21 protein-coding genes are annotated in these 21,469 nt (G+C 66.2%); 10 read left to right on the plus strand and 11 right to left on the minus strand.

Going from position 1 to position 21,469, the window contains the following annotated elements; translation table 11 throughout:
• The first annotated feature begins 90 nt into the window (after nucleotides 1-90).
• A complete protein-coding gene (locus tag AC1DBE_RS01695; RefSeq protein ID WP_476969417.1) occupies nucleotides 91-2,151 on the plus strand; it encodes a S9 family peptidase in 2,061 nt (686 codons plus the stop codon).
• Here AC1DBE_RS01695 and AC1DBE_RS01700 read toward each other — a convergent pair.
• Both AC1DBE_RS01700 and AC1DBE_RS01705 read right to left on the minus strand, forming a co-directional pair.
• Entirely contained in the window at nucleotides 2,148-2,843 is a 696-nt protein-coding gene (locus AC1DBE_RS01700) for a peptide deformylase (RefSeq protein WP_476969418.1), read from the minus strand. The genes AC1DBE_RS01695 and AC1DBE_RS01700 overlap by 4 nt on opposite strands.
• Nucleotides 2,844-2,852: 9 nt before the next feature.
• The gene (locus AC1DBE_RS01705; protein ID WP_476969419.1) at nucleotides 2,853-3,809 is read right to left on the minus strand and encodes a hypothetical protein; all 957 of its coding nucleotides are present in this window, start codon (nucleotides 3,807-3,809) and stop codon (nucleotides 2,853-2,855) included.
• A 79-nt stretch (nucleotides 3,810-3,888) separates the two neighbouring features.
• On the opposite strand from AC1DBE_RS01705, the gene AC1DBE_RS01710 reads away from it, so the two are divergent.
• Complete coding sequence (locus tag AC1DBE_RS01710) at nucleotides 3,889-4,293, plus strand: nuclear transport factor 2 family protein (RefSeq protein WP_476969420.1); 405 nt, start codon at nucleotides 3,889-3,891, stop codon at nucleotides 4,291-4,293.
• A gap of 11 nt (nucleotides 4,294-4,304) precedes the next feature.
• Here AC1DBE_RS01710 and AC1DBE_RS01715 read toward each other — a convergent pair whose 3' ends face one another.
• The 3 genes from AC1DBE_RS01715 to AC1DBE_RS01725 are packed head-to-tail and all read right to left on the minus strand — an operon-like array spanning nucleotide 4,305 to nucleotide 7,399.
• Nucleotides 4,305-5,444, minus strand: a complete 1,140-nt coding sequence (locus AC1DBE_RS01715) for an FAD-dependent oxidoreductase (RefSeq protein WP_476969421.1) — start codon at nucleotides 5,442-5,444, stop codon at nucleotides 4,305-4,307.
• Complete coding sequence (locus tag AC1DBE_RS01720) at nucleotides 5,437-6,153, minus strand: class I SAM-dependent methyltransferase (RefSeq protein ID WP_476969422.1); 717 nt, start codon at nucleotides 6,151-6,153, stop codon at nucleotides 5,437-5,439. The genes AC1DBE_RS01715 and AC1DBE_RS01720 overlap by 8 nt, the downstream gene beginning before the upstream one ends.
• A 10-nt stretch (nucleotides 6,154-6,163) precedes the next feature.
• Nucleotides 6,164-7,399 (minus strand): type III polyketide synthase, encoded by a 1,236-nt coding sequence (locus AC1DBE_RS01725; RefSeq protein ID WP_476969423.1) that lies wholly within the window; start codon nucleotides 7,397-7,399, stop codon nucleotides 6,164-6,166.
• Nucleotides 7,400-7,529: 130 nt separating this feature from the next.
• Here AC1DBE_RS01725 and AC1DBE_RS01730 point away from each other — a divergent pair, with 130 nt between their 5' ends.
• Nucleotides 7,530-9,923, plus strand: coding sequence for an ATP-binding cassette domain-containing protein (locus tag AC1DBE_RS01730; protein WP_476969424.1), 2,394 nt, complete (start codon nucleotides 7,530-7,532; stop codon nucleotides 9,921-9,923).
• A gap of 960 nt (nucleotides 9,924-10,883) precedes the next feature.
• On the opposite strand, the gene AC1DBE_RS01735 is transcribed toward AC1DBE_RS01730, so the two are convergent.
• The 5 genes from AC1DBE_RS01735 to AC1DBE_RS01755 form a co-directional block, all read right to left on the minus strand.
• Entirely contained in the window at nucleotides 10,884-11,822 is a 939-nt protein-coding gene (locus tag AC1DBE_RS01735) for a methyltransferase family protein (protein ID WP_476969425.1), read from the minus strand.
• A 148-nt stretch (nucleotides 11,823-11,970) separates the two neighbouring features.
• A complete protein-coding gene (locus tag AC1DBE_RS01740; RefSeq protein WP_476969426.1) occupies nucleotides 11,971-12,726 on the minus strand; it encodes a hypothetical protein in 756 nt (251 codons plus the stop codon).
• 148 nt (nucleotides 12,727-12,874) lie between these two features.
• Nucleotides 12,875-13,393, minus strand: a complete 519-nt coding sequence (locus AC1DBE_RS01745) for a GNAT family N-acetyltransferase (RefSeq protein ID WP_476879233.1) — start codon at nucleotides 13,391-13,393, stop codon at nucleotides 12,875-12,877.
• Between the two features lie 9 nt (nucleotides 13,394-13,402).
• Nucleotides 13,403-13,939 (minus strand): GNAT family N-acetyltransferase, encoded by a 537-nt coding sequence (locus AC1DBE_RS01750; protein WP_476969427.1) that lies wholly within the window; start codon nucleotides 13,937-13,939, stop codon nucleotides 13,403-13,405.
• A 34-nt stretch (nucleotides 13,940-13,973) separates the two neighbouring features.
• Nucleotides 13,974-14,546, minus strand: coding sequence for a cysteine hydrolase family protein (locus AC1DBE_RS01755; RefSeq protein ID WP_476903370.1), 573 nt, complete (start codon nucleotides 14,544-14,546; stop codon nucleotides 13,974-13,976).
• 105 nt (nucleotides 14,547-14,651) lie between these two features.
• Here AC1DBE_RS01755 and AC1DBE_RS01760 point away from each other — a divergent pair, with 105 nt between their 5' ends.
• The 3 genes from AC1DBE_RS01760 to AC1DBE_RS01770 all read left to right on the plus strand — a co-directional run bounded on the left by AC1DBE_RS01760 (nucleotide 14,652) and on the right by AC1DBE_RS01770 (nucleotide 15,849).
• Nucleotides 14,652-14,993, plus strand: a complete 342-nt coding sequence (locus AC1DBE_RS01760; protein WP_476969428.1) for a YnfA family protein — start codon at nucleotides 14,652-14,654, stop codon at nucleotides 14,991-14,993.
• Between the two features lie 71 nt (nucleotides 14,994-15,064).
• Entirely contained in the window at nucleotides 15,065-15,481 is a 417-nt protein-coding gene (locus tag AC1DBE_RS01765; RefSeq protein ID WP_476969429.1) for a DUF3054 domain-containing protein, read from the plus strand.
• 86 nt (nucleotides 15,482-15,567) lie between these two features.
• Nucleotides 15,568-15,849 carry an Lrp/AsnC family transcriptional regulator gene (locus AC1DBE_RS01770; RefSeq protein ID WP_146337532.1) on the plus strand — a complete coding sequence of 94 codons (282 nt, stop codon included), beginning with the start codon at nucleotides 15,568-15,570 and terminating at the stop codon, nucleotides 15,847-15,849.
• Nucleotides 15,850-15,852: 3 nt separating this feature from the next.
• On the opposite strand, the gene trpD is transcribed toward AC1DBE_RS01770, so the two are convergent.
• On the minus strand, nucleotides 15,853-16,911 hold the full coding sequence (gene trpD / locus AC1DBE_RS01775; RefSeq protein WP_476879238.1) for an anthranilate phosphoribosyltransferase: 1,059 nt from the start codon (nucleotides 16,909-16,911) through the stop codon (nucleotides 15,853-15,855).
• A gap of 112 nt (nucleotides 16,912-17,023) precedes the next feature.
• Between trpD and ctaE the strand changes: the two genes are divergently transcribed.
• The 4 genes from ctaE to qcrB all read left to right on the plus strand — a co-directional run bounded on the left by ctaE (nucleotide 17,024) and on the right by qcrB (nucleotide 21,402).
• Complete coding sequence (gene ctaE, locus AC1DBE_RS01780) at nucleotides 17,024-17,698, plus strand: aa3-type cytochrome oxidase subunit III (protein ID WP_476879239.1); 675 nt, start codon at nucleotides 17,024-17,026, stop codon at nucleotides 17,696-17,698.
• Nucleotides 17,699-17,785: 87 nt separating this feature from the next.
• Nucleotides 17,786-18,574 (plus strand): cytochrome bc1 complex diheme cytochrome c subunit, encoded by a 789-nt coding sequence (qcrC, locus tag AC1DBE_RS01785; RefSeq protein WP_476879240.1) that lies wholly within the window; start codon nucleotides 17,786-17,788, stop codon nucleotides 18,572-18,574.
• Nucleotides 18,575-18,674: 100 nt separating this feature from the next.
• Entirely contained in the window at nucleotides 18,675-19,745 is a 1,071-nt protein-coding gene (gene qcrA, locus AC1DBE_RS01790; protein ID WP_476969430.1) for a cytochrome bc1 complex Rieske iron-sulfur subunit, read from the plus strand.
• On the plus strand, nucleotides 19,723-21,402 hold the full coding sequence (qcrB, locus tag AC1DBE_RS01795) for a cytochrome bc1 complex cytochrome b subunit (RefSeq protein WP_476903369.1): 1,680 nt from the start codon (nucleotides 19,723-19,725) through the stop codon (nucleotides 21,400-21,402). The genes qcrA and qcrB overlap by 23 nt, the downstream gene beginning before the upstream one ends.
• The last annotated feature ends 67 nt before the right edge of the window (nucleotides 21,403-21,469 follow it).

Here is a 21,469-nt window from a genome sequence, read left to right on the forward strand (position 1 = left end):
CCGCCGCTCTCCTTCCCGGCCATTCGGGCGGAACGCCGCGCCGGTGTGAGCTACTTCACCTCCCGCGCCGCAGCGGTTAGGCTCGCACTCGTGAAATCCGAACATCTTCCCTTGCTCAAGTCCGTTTCGGCTCCCGCGGTGCACCCTGACGGCTCCAAAGCCGTAGTGTCCGTGGTCCGCCCCGATTTCGACGCCGACGCCTACGTGGGCCAGCTGTGGACGGTGCCGGTGGATCCGGCGCTGCCTCCGCGGCGGCTGACCCGCGGGTTCCGGGACTCCGCTCCAGCGTTTTCCCCGGATGGGCGCGTCCTCGGGTTCCTGCGGGCGCCGGCCGGGGGCAAGCCCCAGCTGTACATCGTGGAAGCCACCGGCGGCGAGCCGGTTCAGCTGACCGATGCTCCGCTGGGGGTCGGCGCCTTCACCTGGTCGCCGGACTCGCGCGGCCTGGTCTTCAGCGCGCGGACTCCCGACGAGGGCCGCTACGGCACCGTCGACGGAGTCTCTGCCGGCGGTGAAGATGCACGGCTGATCACCACGTACCAGTACCGGATGAACGGCGTCGGCTACACCGCTGACAAGCCCGTCCAGCTGTTCGCCATCGACGTCCCGGGCCTTGACGAGGAGCCGTGGGTCGCCCCCGCGGGCCGGGCGTTGAAGGCCGCCGGGGCCTCTGCGGACAAGAGCGGAGAGGAACCCGGCAACCTGCCGAAGGCGCGCCAGCTCACCACTGCGGCCACTGACCACGAGGGAGCCAACTACAGCAACGACGGACGGTTCCTGTACTTCACGGCCGCCCTGCATGAAGGCCGCGACAACGACCTCATTACCGGGATCTACCGGCTGCCGCTGGACAGTGCTGCGAACGTGGACACTGCGGCTGCTGATCCCGAGGCGGTAGCCCCGGCCGCGCTTGCCCGGCTGTCCGTCACCGCAGTCCGGCAGAGCCGGGATGGGCAGTGGCTGTACTTCGCCGCACAGGACCTCGGGGACGCCGGCCAGGATTTCGTGGCCCGCAACACGGTGCTCTACGTCATGCCCGCTGCCGGCGGAGAACCGGTGGCGCTGAGCGACGTGGAAACAATGGACGTCGGGGGCAGCCTGGAGTTGATGGGCCCGGACGGGGTCCTGGCACTCAACAACGCCCGAGGAACGGTGCAGCTTCTCGAGTTCGGGCCGTCGGGGCAACGGGCGGCGCTGGTGGCCGATGGGCGCGTCGTCACGGGCGCCGCCGAGAACGGGGGAGCGGTGGTGCTGAGCTACACCGACGCGACCACCTCAGGCGATGTCGCGGTCCTCGAGGCCGGCCGGCCACGGAGCCTGACCGATTTCTCCGCACCGCTGCGGGACCAGGCCGGGATCATCCCGCCGCAGGAACTGACGTTCGCCTCCGCGGACGGCTATCCGGTGCACGGCTGGCTGGTCGCACCGGCCGGCGAGGGTCCGCACCCGGTGTTGCTGAACATCCACGGCGGCCCGTTCGCGCAGTTCACCGGCGCGCTGTTCGACGAAGCCCAGGTGTACGCGGCGGCCGGATACGCGGTGCTGATGTGCAATCCGCGCGGTTCTGCCGGGTACGGCCAGGCCCACGGCCGCTCCATCAAGGAGCGTATGGGCACGGTGGACATGCAGGACGTCCTGGCCTTCCTGGACGGCGCCCTGCAGAAGTTCCAGGAGCTCGACGGCGGCGCGCTGGGCATTATGGGCGGGTCCTACGGCGGCTACCTGACAGCCTGGACCATCAGCCACGACCACCGCTTCAGGGCCTCGATCGTAGAGCGGGGCTTCCTGGATCCTGTGAGCTTCACCGGGTCCTCGGACATCGGCTGGTTCTTCGGCGGTGAATACACCGGCCGGTCCTCAGAACAAATGGCGGCACAGAGTCCCATGGCCCGGCTGGAGCACGTCCGGACGCCCACCTTGGTCATTCACAGCGAGGAGGACCTCCGGTGCCCCGTGGAACAGGGGCAGCGGTACTTCACGGCGCTCAAGCAGCAGGGCGTCGAAGCGGCGTTCCTGGTTTTCCCTGGTGAGAACCATGAACTCTCCCGGTCCGGCACCCCGCACCACCGCCGCCAGCGCTTCGATCACATCCTGGCCTGGTGGGCCAAGCACTTGCCGACGGCGTCCAATCCGGCGCCGGCGGCAGGCTAGCCGGTGGGCTCGTCCGGCAGGAATCCGAGTTCCTGCCGGGCGTGCCCGATGTCCGGCTGTGCCCAGCGCGCCGCATACTCGGCATTGTTGCTCAGCGAGCGCAGCTCGGCCCGGTCCAGATAGACAATCCCGTGCACGTGGTCGGTTTCGTGTTGGACGATCCGGGCCTGCCAGCCGGTGAAATCCCGCTGCTGTGTGCTGCCGTCCACGGCCATGAAAGTCAGGCGCACCGACTCGGGACGCATCACGGCGGCCTGCAGACCGTTCAGGGACAGGCAACCCTCGTAGAACGCCGCCCGGGCCGCGCCGAGGGGCTCGTAGCTGGGGTTCAGCATGGCGAAAAACGGCAGTGGTTCCCGGCCCCGGACGGCGGCGACATCCGGGTCGACGTCGAACCTGTCCTCGAGGACGGCCAGCTGGAGCGGGATGCCCAGCTGGGGCGCGGCAAGTCCAACGCCCGGCGCCTTGTGCATAACCCTGCGCATCAGGTCAATGAGGCGGCCGAGCTCGTCGTCGGTGAGCTGGCCGGTGTACGGAACAGCCACGTGGCGGAGGGCCGGATGGCCTACCTGGACGATGGGTGGCAGCACCCCGGCGTTGACGACCTCCACGACGGATTCCCGGATGTGGTCGTCGCTGACCCGGGATTTCGGGGCGTTATGGTCGTGTTCGTTCCGTACGTTGGGGGACATGGCAACAGACTACTGTCGTCCGCATGCCGACGTGACGAAATCCTGCACGCGTCCCTTCAACTGAGTGCTGGCACCCACTTTGAGGATGCCCTGCCGGCCGGCGACGGTGATCCGCACGGGGAACAGGGTCCCCACTTTGTCCTCAGCTACGGCGTGCGGGTCGCAGCGGGCCGGCCGGATACCGAGCCGGATTTCGTACGCCGGGCCGGTTGAGGACACCCGTAGCCCGACCGGCCAGCGGGCGCTGGGATCCTCCTCCACCAGCGTGGTCCCGCCGATGCTGTCAAGCGTCAGCCCCGCCCCGGCAGGGCCGGCCGTTCCGGTCTGGTTCCGCGGGGTCACCACCAGGGTCAGGACGGCGCTCCGGCCGTCCGCAGACACCGCGAGTCCGGGCCCCAGCCGGAAGTCGGCCACCGCGGCGGCCGCCTGGGCGGTGCAGAGTTCGGCGTTGTTCCGGTCCAAGACGCCGAAAGGGTCCGTTGCGGGTGCCGTCACCGTCCTCGCCGGCTCCCCGCCGGCCGCCGCCACCCGGACCTCGACGACGGCGGACTGTGCCGAACTTCCGTCGGGGGAGGGCTGGCCGGCTTGCGCCTGACCAGGTTGCGCCAGAGACCTGCATGACGCGGGCGGCAGCCGGGCCGGCAGGCTCTTGGTCTGGCCCGGCGGCAGCTCCGTCCCGGCCGCTGCCGAGCTCCAGTTGATACCGGACTCGAACTGCGGGCTCCGCAGGCCGGCTGCGATCACGGTCATGGGCACGGCCGTGGTGTTGGTCAGCTGGATCTCGATGATCTGTTTGCTGTAGTTGTCGCGGAACTGGTTGATCTGGGCCGTCAGCGGTCCGGCGGCAGGACCCGCCGTCGTCGAACCGGTCTGTGTCCCCGGGGCCGGAACCGCGCTGCAGGAGGCGGCGGCCACCACCGCCAGTACGGTGGCGGATCGGCAGAGCATCAGGGAAAGGCGGCCCATGCGGTCAGTCTAGGCGGGGCCGGGTCCGGGCGCACCGCGTTGTACCTCCCGCCGGCCATGCGTCGGCTAGTCTCGGTCCATGACTTCCCCCACTCCGCTCGATTGCGTCCTCGGCCTGCTCCGCGCCATCGAAGCCGACGGCGGCGCGGCGGCGCTGGAACCGTTCCTGGCCGACGACTACGTCCTCACCGAAGCCCCGCACCTACTGGGCCCGGACGGGTCCACGCGCAACCGGTCCCAGGTCCTTGAGGGTGCCGAGCACAGCAGTGAAATTGTCTCCGGGCAGCGCTTCGACGTGGAGCGCACCACGTGTGAGGGCGGGCGGGTGGTGGTGGAGGCCGAATGGTCCGCGACGCTGCAGATCGACCTGCCGCATTGGGACCGGGGCGAGCAGATCCGGGCCCGGACGGCATCGATTTTCGAGGTCCGCGACGGCAGGATCGTTAGCCAGCACAGCTACGACTGCTACTACAAGCCGCAGTAGCCCGCAGGGCCCTAGTGCATGGTGAACCTGCGGGCCACGAACCGGTTTATCGCCGGGACCCCCGCAACGGCGGCGATGGCGCGGTTGCGCACCACCAGGGGGCCCTGCCGGAGCGGCCGGCCCAGTGCCATGTTGAGCTCGGCCTGGCGGGCCGCCCGCGCCGCATGGCGCATCCGGGCTGTTTCGAACAGCGGCAGCCCGGATGCGTCCCCGGCCAGGAGCGCCGGTACCAGCGGCGCCAGGGCCAGCGCGTCGAGCCACCCCAGGCTCATACCCTGCCCGCCGATCGGACTGATTTCATGGGCCGCGTCCCCGATCAGGATCCCGCGGCCTGCCACCATCCTGCGGGCCAGGCCTGAACGGGCGCCGAACCTGCTCAGCATGCTGTTGCTCCCGGCGTCCACGTCGATCCCTGTCCGCCGCCGGATCTCTCGGGCGAGCCAGGCGGCGTCGGCAACCCCTTCCGCGCCGGGGGATGCCTGGGATAGGCGCACAACCCAGCGGCGCAGCCGGCCGGGCAGCGGGAAGGACTCCACAATCCCGGCGCCGGCCAGGAACAGCGCGGCGTCAGGACCCAGGCCCGTGCCGTCGGCGAAGTCGCCCATGACGTAGCAGTCCGGATAGTCGCGGCGCCGCAGGTGCACGCCCAGGCCAGCCCGGGCCGTGGACCTCACCCCGTCGGCGGCGATCACCAGAGGCGCCGTGAATGTCAGCTGTTGGTCGCCGGCCCATGCCTGCACGGCGACCTGACGGCCGTCGTCGTTCAGCGAGGACACCCGCACGCCGCGTTGGAGCGCCTGCGGGTCGAGGGCGCGGAGGCGCTGCTCAAGGATGGCTTCGGTCCGGTCCTGCGGCAGCGACAGGACAAACGGATACCGCTCCGATACCCGTGCGAAGGACATTTCAGCCCTGATGCTCCCGCCGGCCAGGGCGACCCCGCGCCGGATGGGAACGCCGCGGTGGATGAGTTCCCGGTCTACCCCGATCCGCCGCAGTGCCTCAAGGGCCGGCGGGTGGATTCCGATGGCCCGCGAGTTCGGCTCCGGTCCGGAGCGCTGTTCCAGCACGGTTACCGGAACGCCGTCCTGCACCAGCAGGGCGGCCACAAAGAGCCCCACCGGGCCGCCGCCAATGATCAGGACGTCATTCACTGACTCGCCCCGGGACGGCCGTGGCGCTGTCTAGGATCAGCAGATTGCGGAAGGGCGCCCGGGGGGCCACGGCCCAGCCCGGGGGAGCGGCGGCCGAGAGCTCGGCCGCCGTGTAGCTTCGCCGGATCGAGGTCAGACCGTCCTGCCGGATATAGGAGCCGCGCAAGGGCAACGCGCCGACGGCGAACAAGGCGTACGCTGCGGCGCTGCGGCGCAGATCGTTGTGGATGACTTTGCCGCTGGCAAGGGCCGCCGATTCGTCGAGGAAGACCGGCAACTCGTCCGGTGCCAGATGGTGCAGGACATGGTTGGAGACCACGACGTCGTAGCGAGCGCCGCCCGCCAGCAGCTCTGCGGCTGTCTGCTGCCGGAATTCGACGCCTGCATGGCCCCGGCGGCCGGTCGCGAAAGCTGCGGCCCGCGGGTCAGGATCGATGGCCGTTACCGAGAGGGTAAACCCGTCCCGGGCTGCCCAGCGGGCCAGGAGCACCGGGACGTCGCCGCCGCCGCAGCCGATGTCCAGCAGGGTTGTGGTGCGGGTAGCGGAGAGCAGCGGCCGCAGTTCGCGCCGGTAGATGCCACGCCAGCCGGACACGGCGCGGTTGACCAGGGCGAACTGGGCGTAGGTTCGGCGCAACCGCAGCGGATCGCAGTCCTCGCGGTCCATTTCCTCGACGGCATCGACGTCACGCCGGCGGAGCGCTTGCATGGGCCGGCCCTCAGACCACGGCGGTTTCCGGCCGCGGCACCCCGCGGCGTTCATGGGCGTCGCTGTTCACGGCCCGCGGTGGGATGAGTTTAGTGAACAGCGCTGTTTCAACCGTCAATCCCGGCCCGAACGCCATGGAACAGATCCGCTCCCCGCCGTCGGCCGCGTCCACACTTCCGTCCCCGTCGTCGTCGTTCGTGGCCGCCGGGAGGTCAAGGATGTGCCGGATGACGAACAGCACCGTGGCGCTGCTCATGTTGCCGTAGTTGCGCAGGGTTTCGCGCGCGGGCACCAGCTGGTCATCGCTCAGCCCGAGCCGGGACTGGACCTTGTCCAATATGGACCGCCCGCCCGGATGGATGGCCCAGTGCTGGATATCCGCGTAGTCGAGACCGGCCAGCGCCGCGTCGTGGGCCAGCAATGGTTCGAGGGCCCCGACGATGTGGTCGTCGATGATGTGCGGCACGTAGGTGCCGAGGACCATTTCGAAGCCTTCGTCCCCGATGTTCCACGCCATCGCTTCTTCTCCCACCGGGGTCAGGACGGTCTCAAAGTGGTCCAGGGTCAGCAGGGCCGGCTGATCCGGGAGCTCACGGGCGCTGATGATGGCGGCCGCAGCGCCGTCGGCGAACAGCGCCGAACCCATGATGGTGTCCGGATCGTTAGAGGTCCGGACGTGCAGCGAGCAGAGTTCGGCACAGACCACCAGGACCACAGCGTCCGGGTCGGCGTCGCAGAACGATTTGGCGGCCCGCAGCGCCGGGAAGGCTGCGTAGCAGCCCATAAACCCGAGGTGGTAGCGCTGGACTGCGGGGTTTAGGCCGAGTGCGCGGACGATTTTGTAGTCGGGCCCCGGATTGAAGAAACCCGTGCAGGAAACCGTGACCAGGTGGGTGATGTCCCCGGGCAGCATACCGGGACAGGCCGCGAGGGCCTTGGCTGCTGCCTCGACGAAGAGTTTGCTGGCCTCGGTGGCGAAGATGTCGTTGCGGACCTTGGTGCTGGGGCTGAGCAGCAGCCCTGTGGCCGGGTCGAAGAATTGCGGATCCTCCGACCGGAAGTCGGTGGTGAGTTCCCGGACGGCGGTGTAGCGGGTGTCGATGGCGGCGGAGTCGAAGCAGGTGCTGACCAGGCGGGCGCCGAGCCGGCTGAGCCCCGGCTGGGCGGCGAAGACGTCGCGGGCTTCGGCTTGGATCAGGAGCGTGGGCGGGACAGCAGTTTCGAGGGACCTCAGGTAGACCGTCATGGTTCATTCTCAGTGAGGGCCGCGGATAGCACAATGATTAGCCCACCGACTGTTCTAAGCTGTTCACATCCAGCGGGCGACGCCGTCGAGCCCGCCTGGGGACGGCCGGGCGGGAACAGAGGGAGACTCGATGAGTATGGCAGCGACCACCGACACGCAGGGCCCGGCGCCGCATATTGCCGACACACACGACCTCATCCGGGTCCAGGGCGCCCGCGAGAACAACCTCAAAGACATCAGCGTGGAAATTCCAAAACGCCGGCTCACGGTCTTCACAGGAGTCTCCGGCTCGGGGAAGAGCTCCCTGGTCTTCGCCACCATCGCTGCGGAGTCCCAGCGGATGATCAATGAGACCTACAGCGCCTTCGTCCAGGGCTTTATGCCCGCCCTGGCCAGGCCGGACGTGGACCTGCTCGAGGGGCTGACGACGGCGATCATCGTCGACCAGGAGCGGATGGGATCGAACCCGCGCTCCACCGTCGGGACCGCCACCGACGCCAACGCCATGCTGCGTATCCTTTTCAGCCGGCTCGGCACCCCCTACGTCGGGCCGCCGACGGCGTTCTCCTTCAATGTCCCCACACGCAAGGCCAGCGGTGTGATGAGCACGGAAAAGGCCGGCCGGGTCGAGAAAAGCGTTGTGCAGAACGCGGTCTACCTGGGCGGGATGTGCCCTCGCTGCGAAGGCATGGGCTCGGTCTCCGACTTCGACCTGACGGCCCTCTATGACGAGTCCAAGTCGCTGGCCGGGGGCGCGCTGTCGATTCCCGGCTACAGCATGGACGGGTGGTACGGGCGGATCTTCAGTGGCTCAGGCTTTTTCGACATGGACAAGCCGATCGGCAGGTTCACCAAGAAGCAGCTCCACGACCTCCTCTACAAAGAGCCCACCAAGATCAAGGTCGAGGGCATCAACCTCACCTATGAAGGCCTGATCCCCAAGATCCAAAAATCCATGCTGTCCAAGGATCCGGAATCCATGCAGCCGCACATCCGTGCCTTCGTTGACCGGGCCATCACGTTTGCCCTCTGCCCTGAGTGCGACGGCACCCGGCTCAGCAAGGAGGCACGGTCCGCCAGGATCAACGGAAAGAACATCGCGGACGTCTGTGCCATGCAGATCAGTGACCTGGCCGGCTGGGTCCGCGAGCTGCGGGAACCGTCCGTCGCGCCGTTGCTGCGCGGTCTGCAGCACCTGCTGGATTCGTTCGCCGACATCGGGCTGGGCTATCTCTCACTGGACCGCCCGGCGGGCACGCTGTCCGGGGGAGAGGCCCAGCGGACCAAAATGATCCGGCATCTGGGGTCCTCGCTCACCGACATCACCTACGTTTTTGATGAGCCCACGATCGGCCTTCACCCGCACGACATTGAACGGATGAACGGCCTGCTGCTGCAGTTGCGGGATAAGGGCAACACTGTCCTGGTGGTGGAACACAAGCCCGAGACCATCGCGATCGCGGACCATGTCATCGACCTGGGGCCGGCCGCCGGTTCCGGCGGCGGTCAGGTGGTCTTCGAGGGGAGTGTCGAGGATTTGCGAGGGAGCGGCACCATCACCGGACAACACCTGGATGACCGTGCCGGGCTTCGGGGCTCCTTCCGCCAGTCCGCGGGTGCCCTGGAAGTCCGTGGCGCTGCGACGCACAACCTCCAGAACGTCGACGTCGACATTCCCCTCGGTGTGCTGTGCGTTCTGACCGGTGTGGCCGGGTCCGGCAAAAGTAGCCTGATCAACGGTTCGGTGGCGGGCCGGGACGGCGTGGTCATCATCGACCAGGGCGCCATCCGCGGTTCCCGCCGCAGCAACCCGGCAACCTACAGCGGGCTGCTCGAGCCCATCCGCAAGGCGTTCGCGAAGGCCAACGGCGTCAAACCGGCGTTGTTCAGTTCGAACTCCGAAGGAGCCTGCCCCACGTGCAACGGGGCCGGCGTGATCTACACAGAGCTGGGCGTGATGGCCACCGTGGAATCGACCTGCGAGGAATGCGAGGGGAAACGGTTCCAGGCGTCGGTGCTGGAGTACACGCTGGGCGGCCGCAACATCGCCGAGGTGCTCGCCATGTCAGTCACCGAGGCTGAGGCGTTTTTTGCCGAGGGGGATGCCAAGACGCCGGCAGCGCACAAGGTGCTGGACCGCCTGGCCGACGTCGGCCTCGGTTACCTGAGCCTGGGGCAGCCGCTCACCACACTGTCCGGAGGCGAGCGTCAACGGCTCAAGCTTGCCACCCAGATGGCCGAGAAGGGCGACGTCTACGTCCTCGACGAACCGACGACGGGCCTGCACCTGGCCGATGTGGAGAACTTGCTGGGGCTTCTCGACCGGTTGGTCGACGGCGGCAAGTCCGTCATCGTCATCGAGCACCACCAGGCAGTCATGGCGCATGCGGATTGGATCATTGACCTCGGGCCGGGCGCCGGGCACGACGGCGGCAAGATCGTTTTTGAGGGGACGCCGGCTGAGCTGGTGGCGGCCGAGTCCACGCTCACAGGCGAACATCTGGCAGCGTATGTCGGGAAATAGATCCGGCGCGTGCGGCATATTGTTTGCACTAACTGAATTCATCCCGGTAATTCTTCGTAAAGCCTTATAATTTCGGTGTACGCTAATTAGAATTATTCCTAAAAGCGGATTTATCGCATAAATTGCCGGGGGAGTAGCTGCCCTTTTGATCAACCGCAGTCTTGATCAACCGCAGTCCCCGTGGGTGGCGTCACGTGGCCACCTGCGTTGCCCCTGCGGTCCTGTGGGACATGCGCTTCAGGAGAGTCCAAGGAACAGCTGATGCCGGACGGCGCCGTAGCGCTAACAGCGAGATTGTGCGTAAGCCCACGAATCGGCCTCAGCAGGCGACTGAGAGCTCATCAATTCAACCCGGACATATTTAGCTGAGTGCATTTTCCGGTTCACCGATGAAATCATTTGATGTCACTGGAAAGCCTGCTGAAATCACCAGTGCACTTTTTTGCCATCGACACTGTCGTTCGTTCTCTGTAAACCTGGCTGGCGTTGAGTCAGGCGAAATAACGAACGCGACTCACAATGTCAGCCGCAGACGCTTACTGAAACGACTCGGTGGAGACTAAATCTGCCTGGATACGGGCCCGCTCTCGGAGTATTCCATAACGCCGATAATCAACATTATGTCAAGTAACATGAAAAGCGCTGGACAGGTTCTCGTAACACAGCTCCCCGCCTGCCGCCCGCCATGCGGTTGCCTTCGACGTCAGCGATCACTCCCGAAGGAATTACGCGCTGGTACGCCACGGGCCTCCGTCGCCCAACCATCTGCCCACAGCGGATCAATCGGTTTGCAACATCGTCGTCGACGGGAACCCGGCGATACACCAACGCGGCAAGGTCGACGTCGGACTCCGATCACACACGTACAGCCGTCGGAACAGAGCCGGGCGATGTGAGCCAGGTTCACCGTCCCTCTCCCCCGCCGTCGACAGCGCCTGTCTCCTACAACGGTCATCCGGCCTACGCCTTTGGCGCGTCGCTCGCCACGGAGTGGGCCGTCGGCAGTCGCGGGATCCAGCAGCGCACAGCGGCGCGGTAGCGCTCGAAGTCGTCCCCGAACCGGGTCCGGAGATCGGACTCCTCCAACGGCCTGACCACGTAGTTCCAGACCAGCGAGCCTGCGACGGCGTACGCGATGACCAGCCAGGAATTCATGATGAGGCCGACCGACGCGCCCTGGACGACGCCCGCCAGCGCCATCGGGTTGCGAATCCAGCGATAAGGGCCGGCAATGACCAGCCGGTTCGGCATCGCCGACGGAAGCGGGGTCCCTAGCCCGCGCGTTGACATGGCTACTGCCGACCAAATCCCGAGGGCACTTGCTATTACCAGCGCCGCGGCACCGGCAAGTCCGGCCCCCGGCGGAAACGGAAGCGCCACCTGCCAGCGCATCTCGAAGAAGCGAATGACCCACGGCAACAGACCAAGGAAGAATCCCCAAAAGATCACGATCTGCCCGAAGGTAGCGAGCACATGGGGAGCCGTCGTCGGCCGCCTGGTGGCGGTCCTGAAGGCGAACGGACCGCGGAGGATCCATTCCGTAGGAACGCGGCCCAGCCACACCGCGCACAGGGCGATCAGGGATCCCGCCGTTGCGGCGCCCATGCCCAGCACACCCCAGCCGGCCTGGCCGGTGAGCGTTGCGTAGACCGCGAGGGCGAGGGCGACGGCGGCAGTCCAGCCGGCGTTCACGGCAGCTGCCGCCCGCACACCGAAAGCTGCGGCGGCGGAGGCCATCACGAACAACGGAATATCAACGACGGCGATGCCTGCGGGGTCGAGGTTGCCGAGCGTCACCTGACGCAGTGCAGGCCACAACCAGACTCCGACCCACCAACAGGCCCCTGCAGCAGCTTGCAATCCGAAGTAAGACCGGCCCCACCGGTCAATGCCTGTCATGCGTCATTGCCCCATCAATGGTTGCTCCGGAGCTGGCTCGTGCCAGCTCCGGCATCAGCCTACCGATCTCTTGCGCCCGGACCGTTCAGGCGCGAAAGAAAGCCGCCGGTCCCCCGCCGGCGGGCTCCTTCGTCCGATCAGGACGTGCTCACGCGTAGTCGAGGCTCAGCAAGAGGGCCCTGAGCTGGGCGTACTGGTCGGTATTCATCCATGCCCGTGCCGCGCCCTGGTTCTTGAACGCGGGCTCGTCGAACAGCACGCGGCTGAACAGCCCGCCGTTACCCGTCTGGACGAGGCTGCACCACGAAGCGATGCCCTCCCCCTGCGCCAAAGACCGTGGATCGACCAGGCCCATGTAATAGGCGTTGACGTCGCCGATGGCTTCGACGGCGAACCCGAAGACCGGCTCCGTTCCGTCGGGCGCCGTCATTCCGGGAACCGCCGCCTGGTCGAGCACGTGGCGTGTCACCGGACCAGCGGCGCAGCCGGCAGTGACACCATTGGCAAAGGACAACAGATCGTTGCCCGCGCCGTCCGTGACGATGACTTCGATGCCGGGCAGTCCCGCCGGAGGCTGCACGGTCCGGACAGTCCACGATGCGGGGTACTGGAAGGAAATGTGCCCGTCCGGAAAGGTGAACGACTTCAGCGCCTGCGGTGCGTGTTTGGACGGCGACGCCGGAGCCGTCAAGGCACGCTCGGCGGCATTGGCCTGCACCGCCGGCCGGGCAGCCGCCGCAGGAACGACGGAAAGCGGGGCGGCCAGATCGGACACGTCGGTCACCTGCCGGGGTTCGGGTGAAGCTGCGGTTCCTGCCTGTGACCCACATCCGGTGAGCACCAGGCTGGCGGCAAAGCCTGCCAACGTGACAGTCGTCCAAAGGCTGGTGCGGTTGCTTTTCATTGTCTAACCCCCAAATATCCGTTATCGCGGGCTGAACCGCCCGCTAGACATTAGGTTTCCCGGCGAGGGACGAAAATTACGGGCGCACCTACGAAACTTGATTGACCAGGCGGGCCCGCAGCTGGCGGCACCGAGGTGGAACCCGGGGTCAGGCGGTTGCCACCCAGTAGCGCCGCTTGCCCTTGCGCGAGTCCTCGTACACACCGCCGTTCTTCTCGATGGTTGCCCGGGATCCAACGTTGCCTTCGTCGCAGGTGATGAGTGCGGGGCCGATCCCAAGGTCCCGGGCCACCGGCAACGCATCCGCCAACGCCCGTGACGCGTGTCCGCGACGGCGGGCGGACGGCCTAACGCTGTAGCCAATATGGCCACCCTCGTTGAGGAGGAAGTCGTTCAGCTCGTGCCGAATGGCCAGCGATCCAAGGAACGTGCCGCCGTCCACAATCCACAGGTACGTGCACGGGACATACCCAGGCTTTCGGGGAGTTTCAGGCAACGCGGCACTGACCAATTCCTCGACAAATGCGGCGAAAGCCCCGGGGTCCTGCAGGTTCTGGAGCGACCAGTCCTCTCCCCCGCCGCCGTCGCGATGGGCGCCGTCGAACTCTGCCGACCCTTCCAGCCACGAGCTATGGAAACGAACGTCGGGTGCAGTCAGGCTGGTCATCCGTCGATCCTACGTCCCATGAAGCGGGCGAGCGGTAGGCCGCGACACGGCGAAAACCAGGGAATCGCGCCACTGTCCCCGAATCAGCCTGTCGGCCCTCCGAAGCCCCTTACAGGACATCCCGATCTTCGAGAGCACCCGCGCTGAGGCGGCGTTCTCCGGCCTGCAGGTGGCGCTGACGGATTGCAGACCCAGTTCGTCCAACCCGAACGCCAGAAGTGCTGAGGCGGCCTCCGTGGCGTAGCCGCTGCCCCAATGGTCCGGGGCGATGACGTAGCCAAGCTCCCCGTGGCCGTGGGCGAGAGTCAAACCGACAGTTCCCAGCGGGCCGCCCAATGGAGCGGCCACTGCGAGCGTGAAGTCGACCCGCGGGGAGGCACCTTGTGCCTGGACGCAGGATTCCAGGAACCCCCTGGTGTCGGACTCAGTGTTCGGGCCCCATTCAACAAACTCGGCGACCCGCTCGTCCGAGGCGAATGTGTGGACCGCAGCGAAGTCGTCCATGGTGTACTCACGCAGGATCAGCCGTTCAGTCCTCAGTCGCATCCCAACATCATGCCGGACCGCTGGAAATGTGCGCTCAGGCGGCCGGCTCTGTCCCGCCGTCGAAGGTCACATCCCTGGTCTGCACCACCTCGGCGGTACGCCCGGGGGCGGAGTGGTTCTCCCAGTAGAGATTGGTGTGCGCTATGACCTGCTCCGGCGGGGGTGCACCCCAGTCGGTCAAGTCCTCCGTTGTGTGGGCATCGGCCACCAGGGTCACGTCATACCCGCGCACAAAAGCACCGTGGATGGTGGACCGGATACATTCGTCCGTCTGCGCCCCGGTCACCAAGAGCCGGCCGACGCCGGCGTGCGCCAGGACGTCCTCAAGGTCGGTCCCCTCGAAGGAGTCCCCGTACGACTTGTGCACCAGGGCCTCGGAGTCCTGGGGCGTTAGGGCGGGCACGTATTTCCACGCTTCACTCCCCCGCTCCAGCTGGGCATCCGAATGCTGCACCCAGACGACTGGAACCGCCGCTTCGCGGGCCTTGCCGAGCAGCTCGGCGATGTTCGTGATGACGGCATCGCGCTGCACCACCCCCTCCAGCACGCCGTTCTGTACATCGATGACCATCAGGGCCGTGTTGGGCCTGCCGGGCAGTGTTGTCATAGCGCTCTCCTCCGCGTCCGCCTACCGGCATCATGGTAGGCCGCCGCCCCGCTATGCACCACAGGCCGCCGCGCGCTCGGATCCCGGATGCGCGATGATGTGGACATGACAATTCTGAAGTCCGTCATGCTCTTTGTGCTTGCCGCCGTCGCGGAAATCGGCGGGGCGTGGTTAGTCTGGCAGGCTATCCGGGAGGGCCGGGCCTGGTGGTGGGCCGGGCTGGGGATCATTGCCCTGGGACTCTACGGATTCGTGGCCACCCTGCAGCCGGAGGCGCACTTCGGACGTATCCTGGCCGCGTATGGCGGCGTCTTCGTCGCGGGATCCCTCGCCTGGGGCATGGTCTTCGACCGATTCCGGCCAGACCGGTGGGACGTCATCGGTTCCATGGTCTGCCTCGTGGGAGTCGCGGTGATTATGTTTGCCCCACGCGCTCCCGTGACCTGAGGAACGCTGAGGAATGCCCGGGAACACCGACGACGGTCAGCAGCTCCGTCAGGCGCGGCTACGCTGGAAGTATGCCTTCGAACACTTCCCTGCCGACGCTGCGCCCCGCCACCACACGCGCAACCGTGGCGTCCGCCGTCGCGGACGTCGTCCTGATCCTCCTCTTTGCGGCCATCGGCCGTGACGCACACCAGCGCGGCGAAATCATTACCGGCGTCCTGGCCACAGCGTGGCCGTTCCTGGCCGGGGCCGCGGCGGCCTGGCTCGCCTTCCGGCTGTGGCGCGGACCCCTCGCGGTGTGGCCGGCCGGCGTCGCAGTCTGGCTGGGAACGGTGGCGGTGGGGATGCTCCTCCGGGCGTTGACCGGGCAGGTTGTGGTGCTGCCGTTCGTGATCGTGGCCCTGATCAGCCTCGCGGTATTCCTGCTTGGCTATCGGCTGCTGGTGGCGGCCGCGCGTCGCCTAAAGGCACGGCGCCAGCGGGGCTGATGCACTAGGCTTGCAGGCAGATGGCACGCCCCTTTGAGGCCAATCGATACGCCGGCAACGGCGCGACAGATCCGAAAGGTTCCCCTGTGATCACCGCTTTCGTCCTGATCAAGACTGACGCTTCCGCAATTCCGGAAACGGCCGAGAAAATCTCCGCGATTCCCGGCATCAGCGAGGTCTATTCCGTCACCGGCGAGTGGGACCTGATCGCGATTGCCCGGGTGGCCAAGCATGAGGAACTCGCGGACGTCATCGCGGACAAACTCTCAAAGGTTCCCGCGGTGGTTCACACCACCACCCACATTGCGTTCCGCGCGTACTCGCAGCACGATCTCGACGCGGCCTTCGCCCTGGGCTTCGAACAGTAAGACCTAGTCGCGCGACAGCGCGACCCACCGGTCCAGGACCGCAGCCGCAGCGCCGGACCCGACCGATTCCTCGGCCCGGGCCATCGCCGCGGCCATCCGCTCAGTCAACGGGCCGGTGGCCTCGAGGTCGAAGGAGACCAGGCCGGCAGCAGCGTTCAACAGGGCAGCGTCCCTTGCCGGACCCGGCTCACCCGCCAGGACAGACCGGACGACGGCGGCATTGGCCACGGCGTCCCCGCCCCGCAGTTCCTCAACCGTCGCCTGCCGGATCCCCAGGTCCCGCGGGTCAAAAACGCCTTCAGTGACCACGCCGTCGCGGATTTCCCAGATGCGGGACGGTCCGGTGGTGGTCAGTTCATCAAGCCCGTCGTTACCGCGGAAGACCAGGCCCCGGCTGCCGCGTTTGGCGAGGACACCGGCCACCAGGGGCGCCATGCGTTCATTGGCGACTCCGACGGCGGAAGCCTGGACGTGGGCCGGGTTGGTCATCGGTCCCAGGAAGTTGAATGCCGTTGGCACCCCGAGTTCGCGGCGTGCGACGGCGGCGTAGCGCATCGACGGGTGGAACACCTGGGCGAAGCAGAACGTGATGCCGGCTTCTTCGGCGTTCCGGGCCACCCGCGGGATCGGCAGGTCAAGACGGACACCCAGCGCTTCGAGGACGTCCGCGGAACCCGACGTCGACGACGACGCGCGGCCGCCGTGCTTGACCACTTTGGCCCCCGCCCCGGCTGAGACAAGGGCAGCCATGGTGGAAATGTTGACGGTGTTCAACTGGTCGCCGCCGGTACCGACAATGTCGAGCTTCTGGCCGGCGATCTCGAGCGGGTTCGCCGAGTCAATCATTGCCTCGACCAGACCGGTGAGTTCCTCCACCGTCTCGCCTTTGGCGCGCAAAGACACCAGGAAGCCGGCCACCTGGGCCGGGGTGGCCTCGCCGGACATGATGGAGTTCATGGCCCACTCCGTGTCGCCGGCGGTGAGGTCCGTGCCGTTGATCAGCGCGCCGATGAGGCGCGGCCACGTCTTGCCTGCCGCCTGTTCAGATGCCTGGGAAGTCACGTTCCGATGCTATCGACCCGGGGGCTGCAATGCCCAATGCGAAGGGGTCCGGGAACTTTTCCGCGTGATTTCGCGTCTTTGTAGAAAAAGTCCCCTCAAAACGCGGTTTGCGTTGGGCAGGACAGAGTTTTACAGACATAATGTCTATGTGACATCTGCGACCCATGCCCCCAGTACCCCGGCGCACCCGACGCTGAATCGCCCGAACATGGTTTCCGTTGGAACCGTTGTCTGGCTGTCCAGTGAGTTGATGTTCTTCGCCGGTCTCTTTGCCATGTACTTCACACTCCGTTCGACGTCCGGACAGATGTGGGCTGAAGAGACAGCCAAGCTCAACTTCCCCTTTGCGCTCGTTAACACGATCGTCCTCGTGGCCAGTTCCTTTACTTGCCAGATGGGCGTCTTCGCCGCCGAACGGCTTCAGCCGCGTCGGCTTGGCGGTCCCCTGAGCTTCACCCGCTGGGGAATGAATGAGTGGTTCACACTCACATTCATCATGGGTGCGTTCTTCGTGGCCGGCCAGACGACCGAGTACGCCATGCTCGTCTCCGAGCACGTCTCGCTCTCCACCAACGCCTACGGTTCGGCGTTCTACATGACCACGGGCTTCCACGGCCTGCACGTTATCGGCGGCCTCATTGCCTTCCTGCTCATCATCGGACGCTCCTTCGCAGCGAAGAAGTTCGGGCACTTCGAAGCAACCTCCGCGATCGTCACCTCGTACTACTGGCACTTCGTCGACGTCGTATGGATCGGCCTCTTCCTGGTCATCTACGTCCTCAAGTAGCCACGGCTTGACTCTTTTTCTACAAGAGGCAGAATTTCAAGAAGCGGCTCCCGGAGCCAACGCAGCATCGAAAAAAGGAACCACCACGTGAAGGCACTCTCGCAGAAGCGACGTCACCCACTGGCAGCAGTTGCGCTGCTGCTTATGGGTCTCCTCATCACTGGTGGGCTGTACGCCGTCGCCACCACCGTCAACCAGGCCAAGGCCGACACCACCACCTTCAGTGCAAGTGACGCGGAAGAGGGCGGCAAGTTGTTCGCCGCCAACTGCGCCACCTGCCACGGCATGGGTGCCAGTGGTTCACAGGCCGGACCGTCGCTTGTGGGCGTCGGCGCCGCCGCCGTTGACTTCCAGGTTGGCACCGGACGTATGCCCATGCAGATGAACGGCCCGCAGGCTTACAAGAAGCCGGCGCAGTTCAACGAGGAGCAGACCCACCAGCTCGCGGCGTACGTCGCTTCGCTGGCACCCGGCCCCTCGATCCCCGAGGCCGGTGTGCTTGATGAGAAGGGCGACGCCGCCAAGGGCGGCGAGCTCTTCCGCACCAACTGCGCGATGTGCCACAACGCCGCTGCCGCCGGCGGTGCGCTGACCCGGGGCAAGTTCGCCCCGGCCCTCGCCGACGTTTCCGGCAAGCACATCTACGAGGCCATGGTCACCGGCCCGCAGAACATGCCCGTCTTCAGCGACGCCAACGTCTCCCCTGAAGGCAAGCGCGACATCATCACCTTCCTCAAGCAGATTGAGGCCAACGGCTCACCGGGCGGCAACGACCTCGGCGCCCTGGGTCCGGTCTCCGAGGGCCTGTTTGTTTGGATCGCCGGCCTGGGCGTCATCATCGCCTTCACCATTTGGCTGACTTCGCGGACGTCCTAGGCGTCAGCGGCACTTGTAAGAATTTTCTGCTGATCCGTCAGCAGTTTGAATTGAAAACTAACTCGACACTGGTCGAGACGAGAGAAGGATGAGGCGAATTATGGGCAACCATAGTGACGGCAGTCCGAACCACTCGGGCACCGTAGCTACGGCTGGTCAGAATGAGGTGGAGAAGTTCCAGGATCCTGGAATTCCCCCGCATCGTTTGCGCCTGGCTGACACGGACCCGAGGGCCGCCAAGCGAGCGGAACGGCAGGTGGCCCTTCTGTTCGGCGCCTCGGTCGTGGGCACCCTGATATTCCTGGTGGCGTACTTCGCCATCGATCTTGGAAATGACTCCTCGATCGCCACCATCCGGCTGCAGAACACCCTGCTGGGCATTGGCACCGCCTTCGCCATGCTGGGTATCGGCACCGGTATCGTGCACTGGGCCAAGGCCCTTATGCCGGACCACGAAGTGTCGGAAGAGCGCCACGCTATCCGCACCGAAGAGGACCGCCTGGCCGCCGTCCGGATCGTCGACGACATCGTCGAGGAAACTGGTATCAAGCGCCGTCCGCTGATCCGCAACACCCTGCTTGGCGCCGTCGCCCTCGCCCCGCTGCCGGCCCTGGCCGTCTTCGGCGACCTCGGCCCCCGTCCGGACAACAAGCTGGCRCACACCATGTGGGCCCCKGTTGRCGGSAAGACCAAGCGCCTGACCCGCGACCCCGATGGCACCCCCATCAAGGCTGCGGACGTCACCATCGGCTCGGCTTTCCACGTCATCCCGGAAGGCCTGAACGAGCTGCACGAAGGCAAGCTGAACGAGAAGGCCAAGTCGGTCGTCCTGCTCATGCGCCTGAACCCCGAGTCCCTCAAGCCCTCCCCGGGCCGTGAGGACTGGAGCTACAACGGCATCGTTGCCTACTCCAAGATCTGCACCCACGTCGGTTGCCCTGTTGCCCTGTACGAGCAGCAGACCCACCACCTGCTGTGCCCGTGCCACCAGTCAACCTTCGACCTGACCCAGGAATGCAAGGTTATCTTCGGCCCGGCCAGCCGGCCGCTCCCGCAGCTGCCCATCGCCGTAGACGACGAAGGTTACCTCTACGCTACGAGCGACTTCAAAGAACCTGTTGGACCTAGCTACTGGGAGCGTGATGAGCATGAGCGCAACGTCAACAGCTAACACCCCCACCTTCGTCGCCAAGACCAAGGGCGGCCGCATCACCGACTTCGTCGACCAGCGCGTCGGCGGCTCCGGCATCCTCCGTGAATTCGGCCGGAAGGTCTTCCCCGACCACTGGTCCTTCATGTTCGGCGAGGTGGCGCTGTACTCCTTCGTCATCCTGCTGCTCTCCGGCACCTTCCTGACGTTCTTCTTCGATCCGTCGATGGCGGAAACCCACTACCAGGGTTCCTACCTGCCGCTGAAGAACGTTGAAATGTCCGTGGCGTACAACTCGTCCCTGAACATCTCCTTCGATGTCCGCGGCGGCCTGTTCATGCGCCAGGTCCACCACTGGTCCGCACTGCTCTTCGTGGCCTCGGTGTCCGTGCACATGCTGCGCGTCTTCTTCACCGGCGCCTTCCGCAAGCCGCGCGAAATGAACTGGGTTGTGGGCAGCGTCCTGCTGATCCTGGCCATGGCTGCAGGCTTCACCGGCTACTCACTCCCCGATGACCTGCTCTCCGGCAACGGCCTGCGCATCATCGACGGCGTGATCAAGTCCATCCCGGTGATCGGCACCTACATCTCGTTCTTCCTCTTCGGCGGCGAGTTCCCGGGCACCGCGATCATCGGCCGCCTGTACATGCTCCACATCCTGCTGGTTCCGGCGCTCATCCTCCTGATGATCGTTGCGCACCTCTTTATGGTGGTCGTGCACAAGCACACCCAGTACCCCGGCCCGGGCCGCAACGACGGCAACGTCGTCGGCTACCCCCTCGGCCCGGTCTACGCGGCAAAGGCCGGCGGCTTCTTCTTCATCGTGTTCGGCGTTATCGCGCTGATGGCAGGCTTCTTCACGATCAACCCGATCTGGAACTACGGCCCGTATGACCCCTCCCCCGTCTCGGCCGGCACCCAGCCTGACTGGTACATCGGATTCGTCGACGGTGCCCTGCGCCTTATGCCGGGCACCTTCGGGAACTGGCACGTTGAGCAGGTCTGGTTCGGCCACGTCTTCACGTTCAACGTCCTCCTGCCGGCCCTGGTGCCGGCCGGCATCCTGTTCACCGTGATGTTCACCTACCCGTGGATTGAGCGCTGGATCACCAAGGACGACCGTGAACACCACGTCCTGGACCGCCCGCGCAACGCCCCGACCCGGACCGCCATCGGTATGGCCGGTTTCGTCTGGTACTGCGTGATGTGGGCCGCCGCAGGTTCCGACCTCATCGCCACGCACTTCCACGTGGCCCTGAACGACGTCACCTACTGGCTCCGCGCCCTGTTCTTCATCGGCCCGATCCTCGCCTTCATCGTCACGAAGCGCGTCGCCCTGGCCCTGCAGCGCAAGGACCGCGAAATTGCCCTTCACGGCCGCGAGACCGGCCGTATCGTCCGCTTGCCGCACGGCGAGTTCATCGAGGTCCACGCCCCGCTGGATGAGTACAAGCGTTACAAGCTGGTCGGCTTCGAATCCCCGTCGCCGCTCCCGGCCGTGCCGAACAGCCACGGAATCGTGGACCGCAAGGAAAAGCGCCGTGCGCTGCTCTCCAAGTGGTTCTTCGAGGACCGCGTTGCTCCCGCCAGCCCGGCGGAACTCGCGGCGGCACACAGCCACCACGGCGCGCACGAATCCATCGACGCGGCTGCGGATCAGAAGACCCTCAGCCACTAGTTCACGTCGCTAGCCACAGGAGAGGCCCGGTCCATACGGACCGGGCCTTTTTTGTGTGCCGCGGGCT

It is taken from the genome of Arthrobacter sp. 10T416 (genome assembly GCF_056394165.1).